Source organism: Massilia sp. PAMC28688 (assembly GCF_019443445.1).
Classification (GTDB): Bacteria; Pseudomonadota; Gammaproteobacteria; order Burkholderiales; family Burkholderiaceae_D; genus Telluria_A.
The window spans coordinates 2159887-2177805 of the sequence record NZ_CP080378.1 but is presented as its reverse complement, the minus strand read 5'-3'; the positions used below and the strand labels follow the sequence as shown (position 1 = coordinate 2177805).

The following is a 17919-nucleotide window of genomic DNA, read 5'->3' as shown; positions in this document are numbered from 1 at the left end:
CTAGCGTGAACGGCTGTCGGCCCTGGCATCGTGCTGCGGCGTGTCAGCGCCGGTTTCCGGCCGCGTGTTGTCGGAGACCACCGTCAGGCGCCGCCCCAGGCCCACGTGGTGCAGCGTTTGCGTTGGGTAGGCAAAGTCGATGTCTTCGCTGGCAAAATACTCGATCAGTTCGAGGTTGATCGCCTGCTGCACGTCCATATACACCTGGTAATCCGGACTTTCCACGTAGTACACCACCTCGAAGTCGAGCGATGATGCCCCCATGCCCTTCAGGTGGGCGCGGTCGAAACGGGCCTTCGGCAGGCGGGTGATGATTTCGCCAATGACGCCGGGCAGCGTGCGCAGATGGTGCACGTCGGTCTCGTAGGTCACGCCCACGGCAAAGGCAATGCGCCGGGTCTGCATGCGCTTGTAGTTGTGGATGCGGGCCTTGAGCAAGTCACTGTTGGAAAAAATGATTTGCTCGCCGCCCAGGCCCCGCAGCCGCGTGGTTTTCAGGCCCACGTATTCCACCGTGCCCGACACCCCGTCCACGGTAATGAAGTCGCCCACCACAAACGGCTTGTCGAGCACGATCGAGAGCGACGAAAACAAATCGCCCAGGATGTTTTGCAGCGCCAGCGCCACGGCAATACCGCCAATGCCAAGACTGGCCACCAGTGTCGTGATGTTGACGCCGAAATTGTCGAGGATCATCAGGACGATGATCAGCCAGATGGCGGCCCTGACCACGAAACCCAGCGCTGCGGTCGAGGTCGTGATGGCGGCGTTTTGTTCCATGTTGCGCTCGCGATAGCGATGCAGCCATTCGCGCACGCTCTTGTCGCCCCACAGGGCAATCTGGGCAAACAGCGCCACCATGGCGCAGCCCTGGACCAGCCCGTGCGCCTTGGCGGGCAGCACCAGCATTTGCGAGCCCGCATACAGAGCAATAACGAGCAGAAACAGCGAGTGGGTGGAGTCCACCACAGCAACGGCGATGTCGTCCAGATTGGTCGCGGTGCGGGTCGACAGGGAGTTCAGCCCGCGCACGACGATTTTCTTGATTAACAGGCCAAGCAGGTAGGCAGCCAGCGCCACCCCGAGCGCCATGGCCCAGGCCCGAAAGTCGTTACCCAAAATAATGTAATCCATGAAAAAACCTTTTGTAATTAGCGGTACGGCGTTGCCAGTTGGCCAAGGGGACGAGCGCAAGCAGGCCGTCCCATCGGCACGCGCATGACGCTAACCGACCTACATTAGTGTCGACTTAGCATCTGCCTTTCGCGACAGCATAATCGAGGCGGGGCCATCCCTGGCGCACGCGCGTGGCAGGGGTGTGCGCGCTGGCACACGGCGGGCCGCTTTAACTGCCCTGCGCCAACTCAGCTGCCAGGCAGGCGCGCGCCTGCGCAATGCGTTCGCGCACGGTATCGCGGTCGAACGCGGCAGGCACCGTGCGTTCGTTGGCTTCGGCAAGATAGTCAAGCTGCTCGACCAGGGGCCGATAGCGCTGGGCGGGCAGCTTGAGCGTGCCGATCAGTTCGATGGTCCCAGCAATGCGCAGCAACACGGCAACGTTGCCGTCCGCGCTGCGCCTGATCTGGTCGAACGCCTCGCCCACCAGCATGGGGTAATCAGGCTGCACGGTGACGAGACGCACGGCCTGGCCGTCGCACTGGTAGCGCGAAGGAAAACCACGCGGCCCCATGGCGGCCAGGATGGTGCCCAGGTTGTCCAGGGCCATGACGGCGGTGGTGGTATCGTTCACGCCCGGTGACAGCGCCCTGAGCGCTACGTCGACAATCTGGCGGATGCCGAAGGCAGGGTCCTGGGCCACCGTGCGCTCGTCGCTCAGGCTGACCGTGCGGCAAAGTGCCCGCTCGTCATCCGGGCCCAGCCGGGGCCCGCCGGACAGTCTCATCACTGCCGTATCCCGGATCACGAACTGGCCCACGCCGCGCAGCAGGTCGATGCGCACGCCGTGCTTGCCTGCCAGCGCCAGCAGTGCTGCTTCGTCTATGCTCTGGATGTAGCCGCTGCGGCGGGCGCACACCAGCTGGCCGCCGGCCGCGGCCGGTTCCTGTTCTCTCGGCTCCTCGTCTGCACAGGGCGCGGGGTACATGGTTTCGATGGTCTCGACGGTTTCGCGGGCAATATTGGCGAGCACCGAGGCGGCCTGGATAGAGATGGCGATGTGGTGGATGAAGAAAATCAGCAAGGCCACCGCGCCAGCTGCCGCCAACATGGCCAGCGCCACGGCGCCCACCGGCACCACCAGTTCGTCGCCATCGCCCCGGATGCCGCGCAGCACGATCAGGCAATACACATACAAGCCGGCAAACACGCCAATCGAGATCTGGGTCACCCGGCTGCGCATGAAGGTGCGCAGAACACGCGAACTGTACTGGCTCGATGCCAGCGTCAGGGCCACCAGCGTCATCGAGAACACGATGCCGACCACCGACATCATGGAGCTGGCAATGGTGGAGAGCATGTCGCGCGCGCCATTGCTGCCCACATCGAACAGATCGGGAAAGACATGGCGCCAGGCCCGGGCCACGTCAGGCTGCAGGTGGGTCAGCACCACGGCGGCGGCGATAAACACCGTCACGATCACGTATGGCAGGAACCAGAAGCTGGCCCGCAGCGCTGTCCAGACCAAACTCAGGCGATACATGGCGCCATCCGTGACGGGAAAAATGTTGCACTTACCCTGCAATGGTCCATATGGCGGCTCCGAACTAACTGGCGGCAGCGGCGCTGCGCTCAAATATTAATTCGGCAAGTATAGGCCGCGCCGGCAAGAACCACGCGCACAGCCAGTACTGGGTCATTTGCTCCGGTAATCGTTCGGATCGAAGGGGAACGAGTGAATGTTTTTAATAGCTTTCATCCGGGGCAATGTAGGGATTCGATTCCCTGAACGCTGCCGTGTTGACCGGCGCGCCGAGATTTTCCGGCACCTGATACTGGCCGTTCACGAGGCGCGACTTCCACAGGTCCGAATTGCCGGCCCCGCGGTCTTTCATGAAGTAGATGGTTCCGTTGGCAGCGATGGAAGCAGACGATTCGGACGCGTCGCTGTTGATCACATTGCCAAGGTGTACCGCCCCCCCAGCCCTGTGCCGTGCGTGCCACCGACCAGATATCGAAACCCTTGCGCTGCGGCTTGCCGGGCACGGGCCGCGTGGACTGGTAGATGATCTGGCGGCCGTCAGGACTGAACACGGTGTCGATCTCCTTCCATGCATCGCCGGAGAACGATACCACCTGCGGCGCCTGCCACCTGCCCTGGACCTTGAACGCTTCCATGATCACGAGCGTGTCCCGCTTGCCATTGGACTTTACCCACAGCGCGTGGCTGCCGTCCCGCGACAGGGTGAAGCCGAACACGCCGCCGTCGGAAATGAGGCCATACCTTCGCCTGCCTGGATAGTCAGCGCCGGTCAGTTACAGGACGTGCACCACAACGCGGTTGCGGCCCTGCTCCTTGGCCTGGTAGAGCGCCAGGTCGGCCGCCTTGAGCAGTTCGGCGCTGGAGCGGCCGGCCGATGGGGTCACGAGCGCCACGCCCACGCTGATGCTGACCTTGCCGATGTCGCTGTCGGCATGGGGAAAATTGAGCCCGACCACTGCCTGGCACAATATTTCGGCCATGCGCGGCAGCTCGGTGGCGGACGGGTGGTACCACACCACAGCAAATTCTTCGCCGCCATACCGCGCCGTGATATCCATTGGCCGGCGTGCGTGATGGGCAATGATGTCGGCCACCGCCCGCAAGGCGGCGTCGCCCTGGGCATGCCCATAACGGTCATTGTATTTCTTGAAGTGGTCCACATCGATCATGGCAATTGCCACGGCCTGCTGGTCGCGCACGGCCTGGCGCCAGATGCGGTCAAGCTGGATGTTCAGGGTGCGCCGGTTGGACAGGCCAGTGAGGCCATCGAGCTCGGCCAGTTCGTTCAGCAGCTTATTGACCAGAAACATGGTACGCACGCTCTGTTCCAGAAAGTAGCCGCCGTAGGCGCCGATCGAGTTGGCTGCGATCATGAAAATAATCTGGTACATGGCCAGTTGCGGGTCCGGCTGGTACAGGGTCACCACGGCAATAAATACGGCCAGCGTGATCATGTTGGCGGCAATAGCCTGACGCCACTGCAGGCAGGACAGCAGATAAACAAACAGGGTAACGAGCAGCATGCCCTCGTAAGGAATTTGCGTGCCCAAGGCATAGGCCACGCCCACCACCGCCGTGGTACCGACGCCAGCCGTGATGGAGGCGATGAATACCGTGCGGCCCACATAGCGCCGCCAGGCCCGCCGGTAGCTCACCACCAACAGCACCAGGAAAATGGGAATGATCCCGAACATGCGGATCTTCGTGGTCCAGTACGACACGGCAGGCGGCAAGGTGGTGATATCGATCACCACAAAGGCGGCATACAGGGCCAGGATCAGATAGGCGGCCAGCCGCACCCGCAACAAGTGACCTTCCGTATAAAAGGCCTGGAACTCGCGTTCCAGCGGCCCGTCAAACTTCAGCCAGCGGTATCCCTGCTCGAAGGCGGCACGGTAGGTTGACTGGCTGGCATTGCGTAACAGCTCCGCATCGATTTTGAGCATTGGTTTGAATGACGATGTTGCTTGTGGTCAGTTGATCATACACCCCATACTCCACAAAACCGTTGCATCCCCGCATCGGTGCAGGCTGCTAGCACGTGTCGGCAGTCCGCGTCGGGCAACATTGCGAACTGAAGCAAGCCGGCGCAAAAAAGCCCGCTCATCACTGAACGGGCCTTCACTGGAGATGCACGGACACTGGCCAAGCTCCTGCACTGCGCTGGCCGCTTACTTCATCTTGTGCTTTTCAGTGGCCGTATGCAGGTGCTGCTCCACCGTCGGCATCATCTTGGCGGCCAGTGCCTTCACGTCCGGATCCTTGGCGCGCTGCTCGTCTTTCTTGAGCATGGCGTGCACTTTCTTGTGATCCTGCACACCGGCCTGCATCATGTACATGTGGTCGAATTTTTCGCCTTTCAGCTTGGACAGCTTGTCCGCCATGGCCTTGTGCTTGGCATCGGGCTCGCTGGGCAGCGTCACGCCCTTGTTCTGGGCCAGCGTCGTCACGTCGGCCAGCGCCTTGGTGTGGTCGTCGATCATTTGCTGCGCGTAGGCTTTCACTTCCGCGCTTGCGGCATTGGCCAGCGCCAGTTTGCCGGCCTCGATTTCGGCGATATTGGCGCGCGCCATGCCCATCACAATTTGCTGGTCGGTCTTGTTCAGCACGCTCTTGGCGGGCGTGTTCATCGTCTGCGCCGTTGCTGCGAGCGGCAGGGCGAAGGTGGCGGCAAGGGCTGCGCTCAGCAGCGCCTTCGAGATCGTAGTTTTCAGCATGTTTTGGCTCCCTGATTGAAAGATTCTGTAATTGGAATTGTTTCTTCCAAGCGGGAGTCTACTGGCGAGATTTAAAACGACGCGCTCCCTAGCCTTTTAGCAATCTTTAGTATTTCACAAGCGCGGCACAAGCATAGTGCCCGGAAATCACTGATGCTTTTTCTCAATCGCGCGTTTGATCCAGACGCAGGCCAAGAAACGTGTAATCGGAGACACTGGGGTCATGGCGGAGTAGCAAAATGGCAATGCACCAGCCTGCAAAACTGGGTAAGTTGGTTCGATTCCAACATCCGCCTCCATCTTCCCCTCAGCAGAGGAACACTGTTGATGAATCAGAAAACCCTCTCTTCGCTGGCTCCCCTCCTGGCGTTCGTGGCAAGTCCGGCCCCCTGGGCGGCCCAGCCGCCCGACACGGCCACCTACAACTACTACGTGGCACCGCACGGCTCGGACTCCAATCCCGGCACTGCGCAGTCGCCATTCCAGACCATCTTGCGCGCCTCCAGGGTGGCCCTGCCGGGCACCACGGTGCATGTGGCGCCGGGCACTTACGTGGGTGGCTTCAAGACCACCATGAGCGGCACCGAACACCAGCGTATTTCCTATGTCTCGACCCGGCGCTGGGGCGCGCGGCTGGTGCCGCCTTCGTATTCCGAAACCAAGGCCGGCTGGGACAACCGGGGCAGCTATGTCGACATCGTCGGCTTTGAAATTGATGGGCGCGAAGCGCGCAACGGCATCAAGTGGACCCACGGTATCTACAACGGCGGTTCATTCTCGGTCATCCGTAACAACCTGGTGCATCACATCGCGCTCGATTCGCCCTGCACCGGCGCCGGTGGCGCGGGCATCGGCGTGGACAGCTATTACCGCGGTATCAAGAGCGATGTGATCGGCAACACGGTGCATCACATCGGCAAGCCAGGCTGCCGCTTCGTGCAGGGGATATACATTTCGACCTCCGGCAGCGCGCGCTTCAACCTCGTTCATCACATTGGCGGGGCCGGCATCCAGATGTGGCATGACGCTAATAATGTAGTGGTCAGCAATAACACGGTGGCGGCATCGACCACGGGGATCCTCGTTGGCGGCGGCGACTTCTATCACACCAAGGGTCCCAACGATTTCACGACGGTCTACAACAATATCGTGTACGACAACAAGTACGGGATTTCGGAACAGGGTTCCACCGGCTTGAACAATACTTACCGCAATAACCTGGTATATCTCAGCAGCGTGGCGGACTGGCAGTTGCGCAACGGCTTGACCCACACAGGCACCATTGCGCGCGCGCCGCAGTTTCTCAAGTACGACAAGACGGGCCAGCTGGACTTTCGCCTGCGCGGTGATTCGCCAGCCATCGGCAAGGGCGTGGACGAGCAGGCAATGGCGCTGGAAGCTGCCGCCAGGCAGCGCAACACCAGGCCCGACATCGGGGCCTATCCCTTCAAGTAAGCGAGCGCCACATGGAACAGGCCGGGAACAGCATCCCGGCCTGTTGCTTTCGGGGTCATGCCCGCCGAACTTACTGCCTGAACTTACTGCCGGAAGTTACTGAGTGGAATAGTCACCGGCGCACTGCCGCAGCCAGGCACGGCGATGACGCGGTTGGCGCCCGTTTCCCACTGCAGTGGCCGCACACCTTTCTTGATGTACTTGTACTCGTAGGTGGTGCCCGCGCTCAGGCTGCGCGAAATGGTCCAGCGTGGCCAGGCGGCGGCCGACAGCATGGGCGCCGTGCTCGTGTTCCAGTTGCCAAGCTCGGTCCTGTTGCCCGTCAGGTACACATCCTGGCCAACGACCGTGGTGTTGTCGCTCACCTGGAAATTGACCTGTACCGTACAGCTGCCCCCTGGCGTGAGCACTTCCAGCACAGGTGTGCTTGCGGCCGAGATATTGTTGGCGTTATCCAGTGCCGCCACCGTGTATTTGTAGACGGTGTTGGGCAGCACGCTGTTGTCGACCAGCGTGGTGCCGGTCGTGAACACGGCGGTACCGTTGTCGCGCACCACGTTATAGCCCTTCATGCCGCTGCCGCCGGCATTGTCGCTTGACGGGTTCCAGCGCAGGCTGACGGAATTGCTGCTGACGGCCACCGTGGCCAGGCCGGTCGGCACGGAGGGCGCGGTGACATCGCTGGTGCCGCCCAGTTTTTGGCCGGCGTGGATGGCCACAGCCGGGATGCCGGCCGCATTCATCGCCGGAATCGTGAGCGCCGCGGTGCCGTCGCTGTTGACCGTCACGGTGTCGCCGCTGCAGGCAGTCCTGTCGGCATTGAGCAAGCCATTGATGACATTGCAATAGCGGCCGGGGGCCATGCCGGTGCGGAAGGTGTGCGACCAGGCGTTGAAATCGTCGCGGTTGATCGCCAGGAAGCCCCGGTCGCCGCGGTGGAAGGCGATGCGGTCATTGCCGTTGGTGGTCCAGTCGTCGATCTGCCACTTGCCCTGGGTCTGGTTGCGGAATTCCACCATGTTGCTGATTTCGCGCCAGCGGTGCTGCTGGTCCCAGTGGGTGAAATTGGGCACGCCGTTGGTGTAGATGTTCCCGCTCGGGACCAGCGTGGTGTCATTGTTCTGGTCACCGGTCAGCTTGAAGCCCGATTGCAGCTGGGTCTGGCCGTAGGGATAGGCCAGCATGAAGATATTGGCCAGGTTGAACAGCTTGCCGCTGTTGCGCGAGGTGAGCGAATCGTTGTGGCGCTCCAGGTCGTGATTGCTGACGAACACGGTTGCATTGCGGCTGGCAAACAGGCCGCGCGGATTGGGGCTGTTGTCATTGATCGGCAGCAGCGAAGCGAGCTGCGAAATCGAGCCATTGCGGCGGGTGAAGGTATCGCGCATGATTTGCGGGTACTTGAATTCATTCATGGTGCCGAGGGTGAAATAAATGCTGCGCTGGTCTTCACCCACGGGACCGAAGCCGCCGAAAATTTCGCCCGTGACCCAGGGCCTGGTCAGGCCGAAGGCCGCTCCGGTGGCGCTGTTCACGGGCCCGGCCAGGTCAAGGATGGCCTTCAGGTCATTGGCGTGCATGTGCTTGGCGGTATCGACCCGGAACCCGGCCACGCCCAGGCTCATCAGGTCTTTCAAGTGATTGGCCGCGGTCTGCCGTACCTTGGGCGTTTCCGTGCGCAGGTCGGGCAGGTCGCCGCTCAGCCAGCATTCCTGCACGTTCTGGGCACTGCTGTCGTCCACCGTGCAGCGCGGATGGAAATCGGAACTGTAGTAGCCGGGGCCGGGATAATTGTTGGCGCTGTTGTAGTAGGAGCCCGCTTCGCCGGTGCCGGTGCCGTTGGCCATGTGGCCCAGCACCACGTCGGCATAGATGGCAATGCCGTTATTGCGGCAGGTGGCCACCATGTTGGCCAGTTGCTGGCGGGTGCCGAGGCGGCCGTCGAGCTTGTAGCTGACGGGCTGATACCGTTCCCACCAGTTGTTGGTATTGCCCTTCGCTTCCGATGGCACGGAAATCTGGATGGCACTGAAACCGGCCGGCTTGAGTGCCCGCACGCATTCCTGCTCGATATCCGTGTATTTCCATTCAAACAGGTTGACATACACCTGGCCGGGCGCGGCGCTCGCGCCGATCGGGTTGGCAAAGCAGGCGGCCACGCTGGCGGCCAGGAGCAACTTCTTGTTCGTCATTTTCAACTCTATCTCCGTGATGTGTTTTATAGGTAGCCGTGCGAGACCCGCGATCGGCAGGGGCGTGACAGTACAACGCGACCAGAAATGGTCGATGCAATATCACCAGGGCGCACGCTGCCTTCGACTGCACAGCGGCTCGGTCGCGGATCAGACGGCGAATAACGTTGACGGCACCAGCGGCCGTGGTGATACGGGTGATGCGTGGTGATGCGTGGTAAAGCTGATTGATGCCTGGTTGGGTGCAGCAGGTCCTGTCACAGGGCGGCCAATGTGCGCTGTGCCAGATCAATGGCAGCGCGGCGTAGACGCGATGTCAGCCAGGTAAGAACGTCTCCTTGCGGATGCCTCTTTGCGAGGTCATGGTAGAACCGTATTAAAACTACAGTTTTTACGAGTACGAATTTTTGTCCGCCTCGCTTAAGGTTAAATTTACGCCGAGTGTAAAATAATGTCAACAGCTGATCGCCAAGAAGACGTAGTTTCGCTACATCATCCGTGGACAAGCCGGTCCGCGGCAGGCACCGCCCGCATTGGCGCGGCGTAAGTGCTGTAACGTACATCCGCGCCATGCCTTCGCCAGTAGAATCCGTGCATGACAACTATTCACTGGTTTATTCTGATCGGCTCGCTCATGCTGGCCCGCGGCCTGGCAGCGACCACCATTTCGCGCTCTCCCTTCACCTCGGCCATTGTGTACCTCGGCGTCGGCTTGCTGCTCGGTCCAGTCGTACTCAATCTTTTCAGCTTCGATCCCATCAAGGAATCCCACCTGCTGGAAACGCTCACGGAGATCGCGGTTCTCATTTCACTGTTTTCGGCCGGCGTCAAGATGCCCGTACCGATCGATCTCAAGCGCTGGGCGCCGGCCCTGCGGCTCGCGTTCCTGTCCATGAGCATCAACGTTGGCCTGGTCGCCGCGTTTGCCTACTATGTCCTGAACCTGCCGCTGGGCGCGGGCGTGCTGCTCGGTGCCGTGCTGGCGCCTACCGACCCGGTGCTGGCGACCGACGTGCAGGTGCGCCACCCGGATGACCGCGACAAGCTGCGCTTTACCCTCACGTGCGAGGCGGGCATGAACGACGGGACCGCCTTTCCGTTCGTGATGCTGGGGCTGGGCCTGCTCGGCGCGCACGAACTGGGCGAGTTTGGCTGGCGCTGGCTGGCCATCGATGTGATCTGGGCCATCGTCGGCGCGGTTGCTCTTGGCGCACTGGGGGGTGCGGCACTTGGCAAGATCAGCTGGATGTTGCGCGGCAAGGATCCCAAGCATGAAGTGCTCGATGACTTCGTGGGTCTGGGCATGATTGCGGTGGTCTATGGCGTGTGCATTCTGAGCAAAACCTACGGTTTCCTCGCCATCTTTGCGGCCGGTGTTGCCTTGCGCCAGACCGAGCTGGTCTTGTCGGGAGCCCACAAGGACCGCCAGGGCTTGCTGGTGGCAGAGGAAGGGAGCAAGGATCCGTCGGAAGAGGTGGTGACGGTCAGCGCCGAGTCGCTCGTGTTCAAGGAGCACCTGGAGCGCCTGTCCGAGCTGACGCTGGTATTGCTGCTGGGCGGCATGGTGTCGATCCAGAACTGGAACTGGCAGACGGTGAGCATGGGACTATTTCTGTTTTTCGTTGCCCGTCCGGTCAGTGTGGCGCTGGGCCTGTGGCGTTCCGACGCCTCGCTGCGCATCCGCGCCATCACCGGCTGGTTTGGCGTGCGCGGCATCGGCTCCATCTACTACCTCATGTACGCCATCAACCACGGGCTGCCCAGGCACCTGGCTTCGGACCTGATCCAACTGACCATTGTCGTGGTCATGATGTCGATTGTGTTGCACGGCACCACGGTCACGCCGCTCCTGGATAAATTCTGGCCAACCAAGAAGAGCAAGATAAAGGCATGATGCAGGGCAATATTGAGATGGTGGACGGGCCTACACTCGGAAGCTTCAGGTCCTTGTCCAGGTGTCGCCATGTCCAGCATGTTCCAGCGCACGCTCCTTGCCCTCGTCATTGCGCTCCAGGGGGCCACGGCGGCCCCCGCCCAGGCGCCGCCGCGCCAGGAGTCCGGTAGCTTTTTTACGTGGGAAAATGATTCGCGCTACCGGACTGACCGCTTCTATACCAGCGGGGTGCAACTCTCGACCAGATACTTGACGGACCAGCGCGGGGACCTTGGCCGCAGTCTGACGCACGCAGCCTGCCGCTGGCTGGACTGCGATGCCACCACAGCCATGACGAGCCAGCGCAATGTGGGGCAGCTGATCTTTACCCCACGCGACATCACGCGCGTGGAGGCCCAGCCACACGACCGTCCGTGGGCCGGCTACCTGTACTATGAGAAGGTCTATGCCTTCCTGTCTGGCGACCAGAAGCGCCTGACCACGGTCGCGGCGCAGGCCGGCGTGACCGGGCCGCTTTCGCTGGCCGAGCATGCGCAGAAGGCTTTCCATCGCGTGCTCGAGCGCCCCCGGCCCATGGGCTGGCATCACCAGATTGGCGGCTCGCTCGGCGTCAATGTCAGCGCCGAGCAGCGCTCTGCGCGCGATGCCTTGTCATTCGACCTCCCCGCCCGCGTCAGGTTCAATACCGCCACCTACTGGCGCCTTGGCGCCGGCACGGTAAACACGTATGCCGGCGCCGGTATCGCCATCGTGGTGGGCAAGAACCTGCCGCCGGTCTCACCGGCCCCGCCCGGCATTGGCGATGGCGCCGCAGCACTGCGCATTCCGGCACGCACCGCCACCTGCCTGTTCCGCTGGCTGCAATGCACCGCCTTTGCCAGCGCGGAAGCCCGGCTGGTGGCGTACAGCGTCTTTCTCGACGGGCGAGTGTTCCGCGATGATCCCAACGTCGACAAGCGCGCCTTTGTGTATGAGGTGGTGGTTGGCAACCGCTTTGACCTGCCGTCCACACGCACGGCCAGCCACGGGCCATGGTTCGTGCAGATGAAAGGAGCCCACAAGTCGGCGGAATTCCACTCGCCTCTCGGCGTGCCCAGCCACCGCGTCTACTCGCTGACCTTCGGTACCGACTTCTGATTTATACTGCCCGGACAACCACCCCGGGAATGCTCATGCGTAAGTACCTGTTGTTGCTCGCTCCACTGCTGCTGGCCGGCTGCGTCAAGCAGTCGGCCAGCTACTCCCTGAGCGAGGAACGCGACCACGCCCTGTCGGTGCGCGCGGAGCAGGAGTATCTGTGGGACAAGAACATCACCCTGTCGCTGGTCGCCGCCAACCTGCCCGAGTGCCAGCGCGCGGTCCCGCTGGAAAAAGTGCACCAGGATGATGTGGCCGTCGAACTGTTCCGCAGCGGCGAGACCGTGTTCAATATCCGCTCAGGCGAGGAACTGGTCCAGCTCGATATGCAAAGCTGCACCCGGCTGGCCGATCCGGCCCCCACCGAGCTGGGCGAGGCCGTGGGGGTGTTCCGTCTGGGCGACGGCAACAAGATGCAGTTTGAAGCGGCGGAAACCGCCGCCCCGGCCACGCCCCCCGCCACCCGGAGCGCACCGGACGCCGAATAGCCGGCAGTACTAGCGCGGCGCCATCAAGGCGCGCAATTTTTCCAGCTGCGCTTCCTTGCCCAGTTCCTGCAGCGCCCGCTCAAGCAGGGAGCTGCGCCCGCCCTGTGCCGTGGTCCATTGCGTGAAGTATTCATGCACGGTGCGCCAGGGCGGAAAATCTTGCGGCAGGCTGCGCCAGGCAGCGCCGCTGGAGATGAAATACATGACGGCGCAAAAAACATCGTACAGGTCGTGCTTGCGCGGCCGGGTGCGACGCCGTGCCGCCTCGAGCATGGGCCTGACCCGCTCAAATTCCTCGCGCGTAACGTCGCTCGCAAAGTCCGCTCGTGCCATGATCTGCCCCAAAACCTGTTTGAGGGCGCGCTCCGGAACAGGTTCCCGAGATCTTGAAAATCAATCGCAGGCCCGGGCCGCGCCAGCCGCGAGCAATAACAAAAGCACCATGGTGTTGTTGGCGGTAGACGCTGCAAGGCGGCAATTTGTCATCGCCCTGCAACATGACCGGTGCTTTCCGAAAGATGGTGCAAGGTCGATGCTACACTCGGGCACATCCCCCTGCAAGCGATTGCCATGTCCAGAAATATGAAGTTGGCAGCAATGACGGCAGCTGCCTGCCTGCTGCTGTTGCTGGTGGCGGCGCTGGCGGCGGCATTGATCATCCGCATGCGCGTCGACCCCAATGATTACAAGGCCGACATCATCAAGCTGGTGCAGGAGCGGCACCAGCGCACCTTGTCCATCCCCGGCACCATTGCCTTGACCTTCTATCCCCGCGTCGGCGCCGACCTGGGCCGCGTGACGCTGTCGGAACACGCCAGCGCCGAGCAGTTTGCCGCCATTGACCAGGCGCGTGTCTCGGTGGCGCTGTGGCCTCTGCTGCTGCGCCAGCAGGTGGTGATCGACCGGATTGACGTTCGCGGCATCCGCGCGCGCGTGGTGCGCCACGCCGATGGCAGCATGAATACGGGCGACCTCACGGCAGCCCGCCCGGCGGCCACGGCCGGCACCGGGGCCGACGGCGGGCGCGCCCGGCTGGAAGTGGCCATCAGCAGCATTCGCGTGGGGGGCGCCCATGTGCGCTTTGAAGACCGCAAGCGTGCACGGGTGCTCGACATCAGCCACCTCAATATCGACTCCGGCCCCATTGCGCGCGGTACGCCCAGCCGCGTGGCACTGTCGGCCCATGTCGCCATCAACCGCCCGGCGCTGACCACCGCACTCACCCTCACGGCGCGCTTCATGCCATCGCTGCAGCAGCGCCAGGTGGCCTTTAGCGAGGTCGATGCACACTTGGACCTGTCGTTCAAGGATACGCGCGTCAAGCTGGCCGGCAAGCTTGACGTGGACCTGGACAGGGATGAATTTGCGGCGCAGCTGAAGGGGAGTTTCGACGACAGCGTGTTCGACCTGGACAGCGCCCTGCGGGACGGGCGCTACAAGCTGACCATGCATGTCGACCAGTTGGACCTGGGGCGCTATCAAAACCGCCTGGTGCCGGACGCGCTGCCCGACGACCCGGCCATCCTCGAAGCAGGCGACGCCTTTGACCTGTCGCCGCTGGCGATGCTGCGCGCCGACGGCGGCCTGCACATAGCGCAACTGAAGGTCGGCTCCCTGCACGCCAGGAATGTGCGGGCGGCCCTGCGCTCCGGCGGCGGCAAGTTCGTGCTGCAGCCGATCGGCGCCAGCTTGTACGGGGGCGCAGGGACCGGCGCGGTGACGTTCGACTTTGCGCGCAGCGCCAGCACGCCGCACATGACCTTCGTGGCCAGCTTGACAGGCATCGATGTCGCGCCCCTGCTGCACGACATGCTCGGCAAGACGCCGATCGCCGGCCGCGGCGACGTGGCAATCGATGTCAACACGCAGGGCGCCAGCACGGCGCAGATGCGCCAGGCCATGGCCGGCACCGCGGCCGTCAGGCTGAGCGAAGGCGCCCTGCACGGCATCGACATCGGGCGCATGATCGCGCGCGCCAAGGGTGCCGCGGGCGCTGCCGCCAGCGCCGACAAGACGGGCTTCGCGCGCCTGGACGCCAGCTTCACCATAGCCGACGGCGTGGCGCACAATGCCGACCTGGCGCTGCAGGCCCCCTTGTTCCAGGTGGCCGGCGCCGGCGACATTGACCTTGGCCGCGAAGAGCTTGAGTACACCCTGGCTTGCACCCTGGGCGCCACCGGCCTCACGCTGCCGCTGCACATCAGCGGGCCATGGGACGCGCTGACATGGCGCCTCGACACCGGCGCGGTATCGGGCGAAACCATGCGCCGGAAGGCCAGCGACAAGCTTGAGCAGGCCATTCGAGGCATACTCAAACGCTGATCGAACGCAGATCAAACGCAGATCAAGCCTTGATCAAGCGCTGACCCGGCGCCGGCCAACGTTTGCGCAAAGCGGTCGCGCCGCATGCTCCCTTGCGGTAGCGTAGTACTGATCACTGCCTGCGGGAGAGCGCCATGTTGGGGAGCACAGTTCTGGAAGTTGCGGTCGGACTGACATTTTGCTACGCCACCGTCGCCCTCATCGTCAGCACCCTGCAGGAGATTATCGCCACCATGCTGCGCCTGCGCGCCGGCTGCCTGCTCGAAGGGATCAAGAGCATGCTCGGTGACCCGCAATTCACGTCGCTGGCACGCGCCGTGTACGGCCACGTGCTGGTCAACCCGCATGAAGCCAACGCCAGGTCCAGGCCCTCGTATATCGAACCGGCCAACTTCGCAGTGGCACTCATCGACGCCATCCGCACCATGCCGGCCGATTTTGCGCAGCTCGGGCGCGACATCGATGCCTTGCCCAATACCCGTGTCAAGCGCGCCTTGCAGGGCTTGTACCTCCGGGCTCAGGGCGACATGGCGCTGTTCGAGCGCTCGGTGGCGCTGTGGTTTGATACGGCCATGGTGCGCGTGTCGGCCGCGTACAAGCGCCGCGCCATGGCGATCAGCCTGGTGCTGTCGCTGCTGCTGGCGATACTTTTCAATATCGACAGCATCCACCTGTTCCGCTCACTGTGGCAGCACCCGGCCCTGGCCGCCCACATTTCCGGTGCCCCGGGCACGCTGGACGCGCAGGCCATTGAAGCGCTGCGGCGCCTGCCCATCGGCTGGCAGAATTTTCCGCCTGCGCTCAACGAAGGCTTTGTGCTCAATGTCGCCGGCTGGTTGCTGACGGCGTCCACCGCCCTGTTCGGCGCGCCTTTCTGGTTCGAGCTGACCAAGAAGACCGTGCAGCTGCGTGGCGCCAGGCCGTGAAGCGGTCAGGCGCGCGCCGGCGGGCGGTGGGCGTCGACCAGGATGCTCGATATCGACACATGCGGCACTTTTTCCGGCCATTCGTCGTCCGGGCCAAACCAGCGCGCTTCTGACAGCTCATTGGCGTCAATGCGGATCTCGCCATCGAGGTATTCGGCGGTAAAGGCGATCATCAGCGAGTGCGGAAACGGCCATGACTGACTGCCGAAATACTGCAGCTTGTGAACCCGCAGTCCCACTTCCTCGAACACTTCGCGGTGGACCGCATCCTCGATCGATTCTCCCGCTTCAAGAAATCCTGCCAAGGGTGTAAATCGTTTACTCGGCGAGGCCGTGTGCATCGCCATGAGCACCTTGTCGCCCTTGCGGATCAGGACCATCATGGCCGGCGAAATGCGCGGGTAGGCCATCATGTGGCAGGCCTCGCAGCGCAAGCAGCGCTCCCCTGCCAGCAGCTGCATGGGCTTGCCGCAGGCGCCGCAAAAGCGGTGCGTACGTGCCCATTCCGCGATCTGCGCCGCACGCCCGGCCACCGCCAGGAGCGCCTCGTCCAATACGTACAGCACGCTGCGCAGGCTGCGCCACACGAAGCCTTGCGGCGCCGGCGTGTCGCGCTCGCACCAGCTGCTGCGGCAATAGTGGCCGTCGAAAAGGCCCACCGGGTGGGTCTGGGACGGTGCAATGTCCATCGCCTCGACCATCTCCAGCGCGGGCAAGCCCAGGTCGCTTTCGCGCAGCAGCAGCTGCCCGGCCTGGAACACAAAACACCAGGGATGGGCGTCGTCCACCGCATGCATGAGAGGAGTAAATGAAGCAGGCGTGTGGAGCATGCTGCTGACCTTTCCAATATTGAACCCTGGAATGATAGCGCGATTCTCAACAGGAGATCGTGAACTATCCGCGCCAACACCACTCCAACTGCGGTGTGAAACAGGAGGCCATCATGGTCAAGGGATTGCCATTTCCCTGCATCGCTTCCCCGCAGGATGCCCGTGCCAAACGGCGGGGCAGCCGGCCGGCATGGCCATCCAGGCGGAAAGGCTCATGCAGCAGCGGGAGCGCGGCGGCATGACGGGCAGCTCCTTCATCCACCGCCAGGTTCCTGCCACGGTGGTCATTTTCCGTGCGCTCCAGCTCGGAGACATGCTGTGCGCGGTCCCTGCCTTCAGGGCCATGCGCCGCGAGTTGCCATCTGCCCATATTGCGCTGGTTGGCCTGCCGTGGGCGGGCCAGTTTGTGCAGCGTTTCCACGCATATATTGACGAATTTATTGCCTTTCCCGGACATGCCGACTTTCCGGAGCAGGCCGTGCAGGAGGATCGGCTGGCCGGCTTCTACGCTGCCATGCGCTCGCGGCGGTTCGACCTGGCTATCCAGCTGCACGGTGCCGGCCCTCAAAGCACTCTGGTCACGCGCGCGTTCGGCGCGCGCCGCATGGTGGCGCATGGGGACGAGACATGCGTGCCCGGCGAACACTTCCTGCCATATCCCGGCCATGGCACCGAGGTGCAGCGCCTGCTCAAGCTGCTGGCGTCGGCCGGGGTTGCACCCGACGGCGACCAGCTGGAGTTTCCCGTCACCACCGACGACGAAGGCGAGCTCGCTGCAACCTCGTTTCCGGATGCGCTTGGCGATCGCCCGTACATCTGCATTCATCCCGGTGCGCGCCGGCGCGACAAATGCTGGCATCCTGCACGGTTTGCGGCAGTTGCAGACACACTGGCGCAGGAATTCAAGGTACCGATCGTGCTGACAGGGTCGGCACAGGAGGCGGACCTGGCCGGGCAGGTGATCCGGCACATGACGACACCTGCCATCAACACCACGTCGGCCATGTCCATCGGCGCCATGGCCGCCATTTTTCGCCGTGCCGGCATGCTCATTGCGAACGACACGGGGGTGTCCCATCTCGCCGCAGCACTGCGGCTGCCGAGTGTCATCATTTTCTCAAAGGCAGATATCGGCCGCTGGTCGCCCGGTGACAAGCGGCTGCATCGTTGCCTGTGGGATCCCGACGGGGAGCGGCTGGCGGAGGTCGTGCAGCATGCACGCGAACTGTGGCGCAGGAACGCGTAAGCTGCGGCTCGGCAAGGCCTTCCCTGCCGACAGGTCGGGCCGCCGCGCCTGAT

The 17919-nt window shown here is 63.0% G+C and carries 15 protein-coding genes and 1 tRNA gene; 8 read left to right on the top strand and 8 right to left on the bottom strand.

Features of this window, described 5'->3' with window-relative positions:
- From KY495_RS09780 to KY495_RS09760, 5 genes are all read right to left on the bottom strand, one after another.
- Positions 1 to 1134: a mechanosensitive ion channel family protein gene (locus KY495_RS09780; RefSeq protein ID WP_219883450.1), complete on the bottom strand. Its 1134-nt coding sequence runs from the start codon at positions 1132 to 1134 to the stop codon at positions 1 to 3.
- Between the two features lie 211 nt (positions 1135 to 1345).
- Positions 1346 to 2659 carry a DUF2254 domain-containing protein gene (locus KY495_RS09775; RefSeq protein ID WP_219883449.1) on the bottom strand — a complete coding sequence of 438 codons (1314 nt, stop codon included), beginning with the start codon at positions 2657 to 2659 and terminating at the stop codon, positions 1346 to 1348.
- A 202-nt stretch (positions 2660 to 2861) separates the two neighbouring features.
- Positions 2862 to 3074 carry a hypothetical protein gene (locus tag KY495_RS09770; protein ID WP_219883448.1) on the bottom strand — a complete coding sequence of 71 codons (213 nt, stop codon included), beginning with the start codon at positions 3072 to 3074 and terminating at the stop codon, positions 2862 to 2864.
- 358 nt (positions 3075 to 3432) lie between these two features.
- Complete coding sequence (locus KY495_RS09765; protein WP_219883447.1) at positions 3433 to 4605, bottom strand: diguanylate cyclase; 1173 nt, start codon at positions 4603 to 4605, stop codon at positions 3433 to 3435.
- A 225-nt stretch (positions 4606 to 4830) separates the two neighbouring features.
- Positions 4831 to 5376, bottom strand: coding sequence for a DUF4142 domain-containing protein (locus KY495_RS09760; RefSeq protein WP_219883446.1), 546 nt, complete (start codon positions 5374 to 5376; stop codon positions 4831 to 4833).
- 225 nt (positions 5377 to 5601) lie between these two features.
- Here KY495_RS09760 and KY495_RS09755 point away from each other — a divergent pair.
- Positions 5602 to 5675 (top strand) — tRNA-Cys (locus KY495_RS09755).
- A 28-nt stretch (positions 5676 to 5703) separates the two neighbouring features.
- Positions 5704 to 6831 carry a DUF1565 domain-containing protein gene (locus KY495_RS09750; RefSeq protein WP_219883445.1) on the top strand — a complete coding sequence of 376 codons (1128 nt, stop codon included), beginning with the start codon at positions 5704 to 5706 and terminating at the stop codon, positions 6829 to 6831.
- Positions 6832 to 6914: 83 nt separating this feature from the next.
- Here the strand turns inward: KY495_RS09750 and KY495_RS09745 are convergent, their stop codons facing one another.
- Positions 6915 to 9023, bottom strand: a complete 2109-nt coding sequence (locus KY495_RS09745) for a carbohydrate-binding module family 20 domain-containing protein (RefSeq protein WP_219883444.1) — start codon at positions 9021 to 9023, stop codon at positions 6915 to 6917.
- 595 nt (positions 9024 to 9618) lie between these two features.
- Between KY495_RS09745 and KY495_RS09740 the strand changes: the two genes are divergently transcribed.
- The 3 genes from KY495_RS09740 (at position 9619) to KY495_RS09730 (ending at position 12542) form a co-directional block, all read left to right on the top strand.
- A complete protein-coding gene (locus tag KY495_RS09740; protein WP_219883443.1) occupies positions 9619 to 10917 on the top strand; it encodes a sodium:proton antiporter in 1299 nt (432 codons plus the stop codon).
- A gap of 69 nt (positions 10918 to 10986) precedes the next feature.
- Positions 10987 to 12054, top strand: coding sequence for a lipid A deacylase LpxR family protein (locus KY495_RS09735; RefSeq protein WP_229518560.1), 1068 nt, complete (start codon positions 10987 to 10989; stop codon positions 12052 to 12054).
- A gap of 35 nt (positions 12055 to 12089) precedes the next feature.
- Positions 12090 to 12542 carry a hypothetical protein gene (locus tag KY495_RS09730; RefSeq protein WP_219883442.1) on the top strand — a complete coding sequence of 151 codons (453 nt, stop codon included), beginning with the start codon at positions 12090 to 12092 and terminating at the stop codon, positions 12540 to 12542.
- A 9-nt stretch (positions 12543 to 12551) separates the two neighbouring features.
- Here KY495_RS09730 and KY495_RS09725 read toward each other — a convergent pair whose 3' ends face one another.
- A complete protein-coding gene (locus KY495_RS09725) occupies positions 12552 to 12875 on the bottom strand; it encodes a transposase (RefSeq protein ID WP_219883441.1) in 324 nt (107 codons plus the stop codon).
- Positions 12876 to 13112: 237 nt separating this feature from the next.
- On the opposite strand from KY495_RS09725, the gene KY495_RS09720 reads away from it, so the two are divergent.
- A complete protein-coding gene (locus tag KY495_RS09720; RefSeq protein ID WP_219883440.1) occupies positions 13113 to 14864 on the top strand; it encodes an AsmA family protein in 1752 nt (583 codons plus the stop codon).
- 134 nt (positions 14865 to 14998) lie between these two features.
- The gene (locus KY495_RS09715; protein ID WP_219883439.1) at positions 14999 to 15790 is read left to right on the top strand and encodes a hypothetical protein; all 792 of its coding nucleotides are present in this window, start codon (positions 14999 to 15001) and stop codon (positions 15788 to 15790) included.
- A 5-nt stretch (positions 15791 to 15795) separates the two neighbouring features.
- On the opposite strand, the gene nudC is transcribed toward KY495_RS09715, so the two are convergent.
- On the bottom strand, positions 15796 to 16620 hold the full coding sequence (gene nudC / locus KY495_RS09710; RefSeq protein ID WP_219883438.1) for an NAD(+) diphosphatase: 825 nt from the start codon (positions 16618 to 16620) through the stop codon (positions 15796 to 15798).
- Positions 16621 to 16834: 214 nt separating this feature from the next.
- Between nudC and KY495_RS09705 the strand changes: the two genes are divergently transcribed.
- Entirely contained in the window at positions 16835 to 17866 is a 1032-nt protein-coding gene (locus KY495_RS09705) for a glycosyltransferase family 9 protein (protein ID WP_229518559.1), read from the top strand.
- Positions 17867 to 17919 lie beyond the last annotated feature (53 nt).

What these genes read in the sequence shown, in the direction of transcription:
- KY495_RS09730 (WP_219883442.1), top strand. Translation starts at nt 12,090, where the DNA reads ATGCGTAAGTACCTGTTGTTGCTCGCTCCACTGCTGCTGGCCGGCTGC.
- KY495_RS09720 (WP_219883440.1), top strand. Translation starts at nt 13,113, where the DNA reads ATGTCCAGAAATATGAAGTTGGCAGCAATGACGGCAGCTGCCTGCCTG.
- KY495_RS09745 (WP_219883444.1), bottom strand. Translation starts at nt 9,023, where the DNA reads ATGACGAACAAGAAGTTGCTCCTGGCCGCCAGCGTGGCCGCCTGCTTT.
- KY495_RS09775 (WP_219883449.1), bottom strand. Translation starts at nt 2,659, where the DNA reads ATGTATCGCCTGAGTTTGGTCTGGACAGCGCTGCGGGCCAGCTTCTGG.
- KY495_RS09735 (WP_229518560.1), top strand. Translation starts at nt 10,987, where the DNA reads ATGTCCAGCATGTTCCAGCGCACGCTCCTTGCCCTCGTCATTGCGCTC.
- KY495_RS09715 (WP_219883439.1), top strand. Translation starts at nt 14,999, where the DNA reads ATGTTGGGGAGCACAGTTCTGGAAGTTGCGGTCGGACTGACATTTTGC.
- KY495_RS09765 (WP_219883447.1), bottom strand. Translation starts at nt 4,605, where the DNA reads ATGCTCAAAATCGATGCGGAGCTGTTACGCAATGCCAGCCAGTCAACC.
- KY495_RS09740 (WP_219883443.1), top strand. Translation starts at nt 9,619, where the DNA reads ATGACAACTATTCACTGGTTTATTCTGATCGGCTCGCTCATGCTGGCC.
- KY495_RS09780 (WP_219883450.1), bottom strand. Translation starts at nt 1,134, where the DNA reads ATGGATTACATTATTTTGGGTAACGACTTTCGGGCCTGGGCCATGGCG.
- KY495_RS09705 (WP_229518559.1), top strand. Translation starts at nt 16,835, where the DNA reads ATGCAGCAGCGGGAGCGCGGCGGCATGACGGGCAGCTCCTTCATCCAC.
- KY495_RS09725 (WP_219883441.1), bottom strand. Translation starts at nt 12,875, where the DNA reads ATGGCACGAGCGGACTTTGCGAGCGACGTTACGCGCGAGGAATTTGAG.
- KY495_RS09750 (WP_219883445.1), top strand. Translation starts at nt 5,704, where the DNA reads ATGAATCAGAAAACCCTCTCTTCGCTGGCTCCCCTCCTGGCGTTCGTG.
- KY495_RS09760 (WP_219883446.1), bottom strand. Translation starts at nt 5,376, where the DNA reads ATGCTGAAAACTACGATCTCGAAGGCGCTGCTGAGCGCAGCCCTTGCC.
- nudC (WP_219883438.1), bottom strand. Translation starts at nt 16,620, where the DNA reads ATGCTCCACACGCCTGCTTCATTTACTCCTCTCATGCATGCGGTGGAC.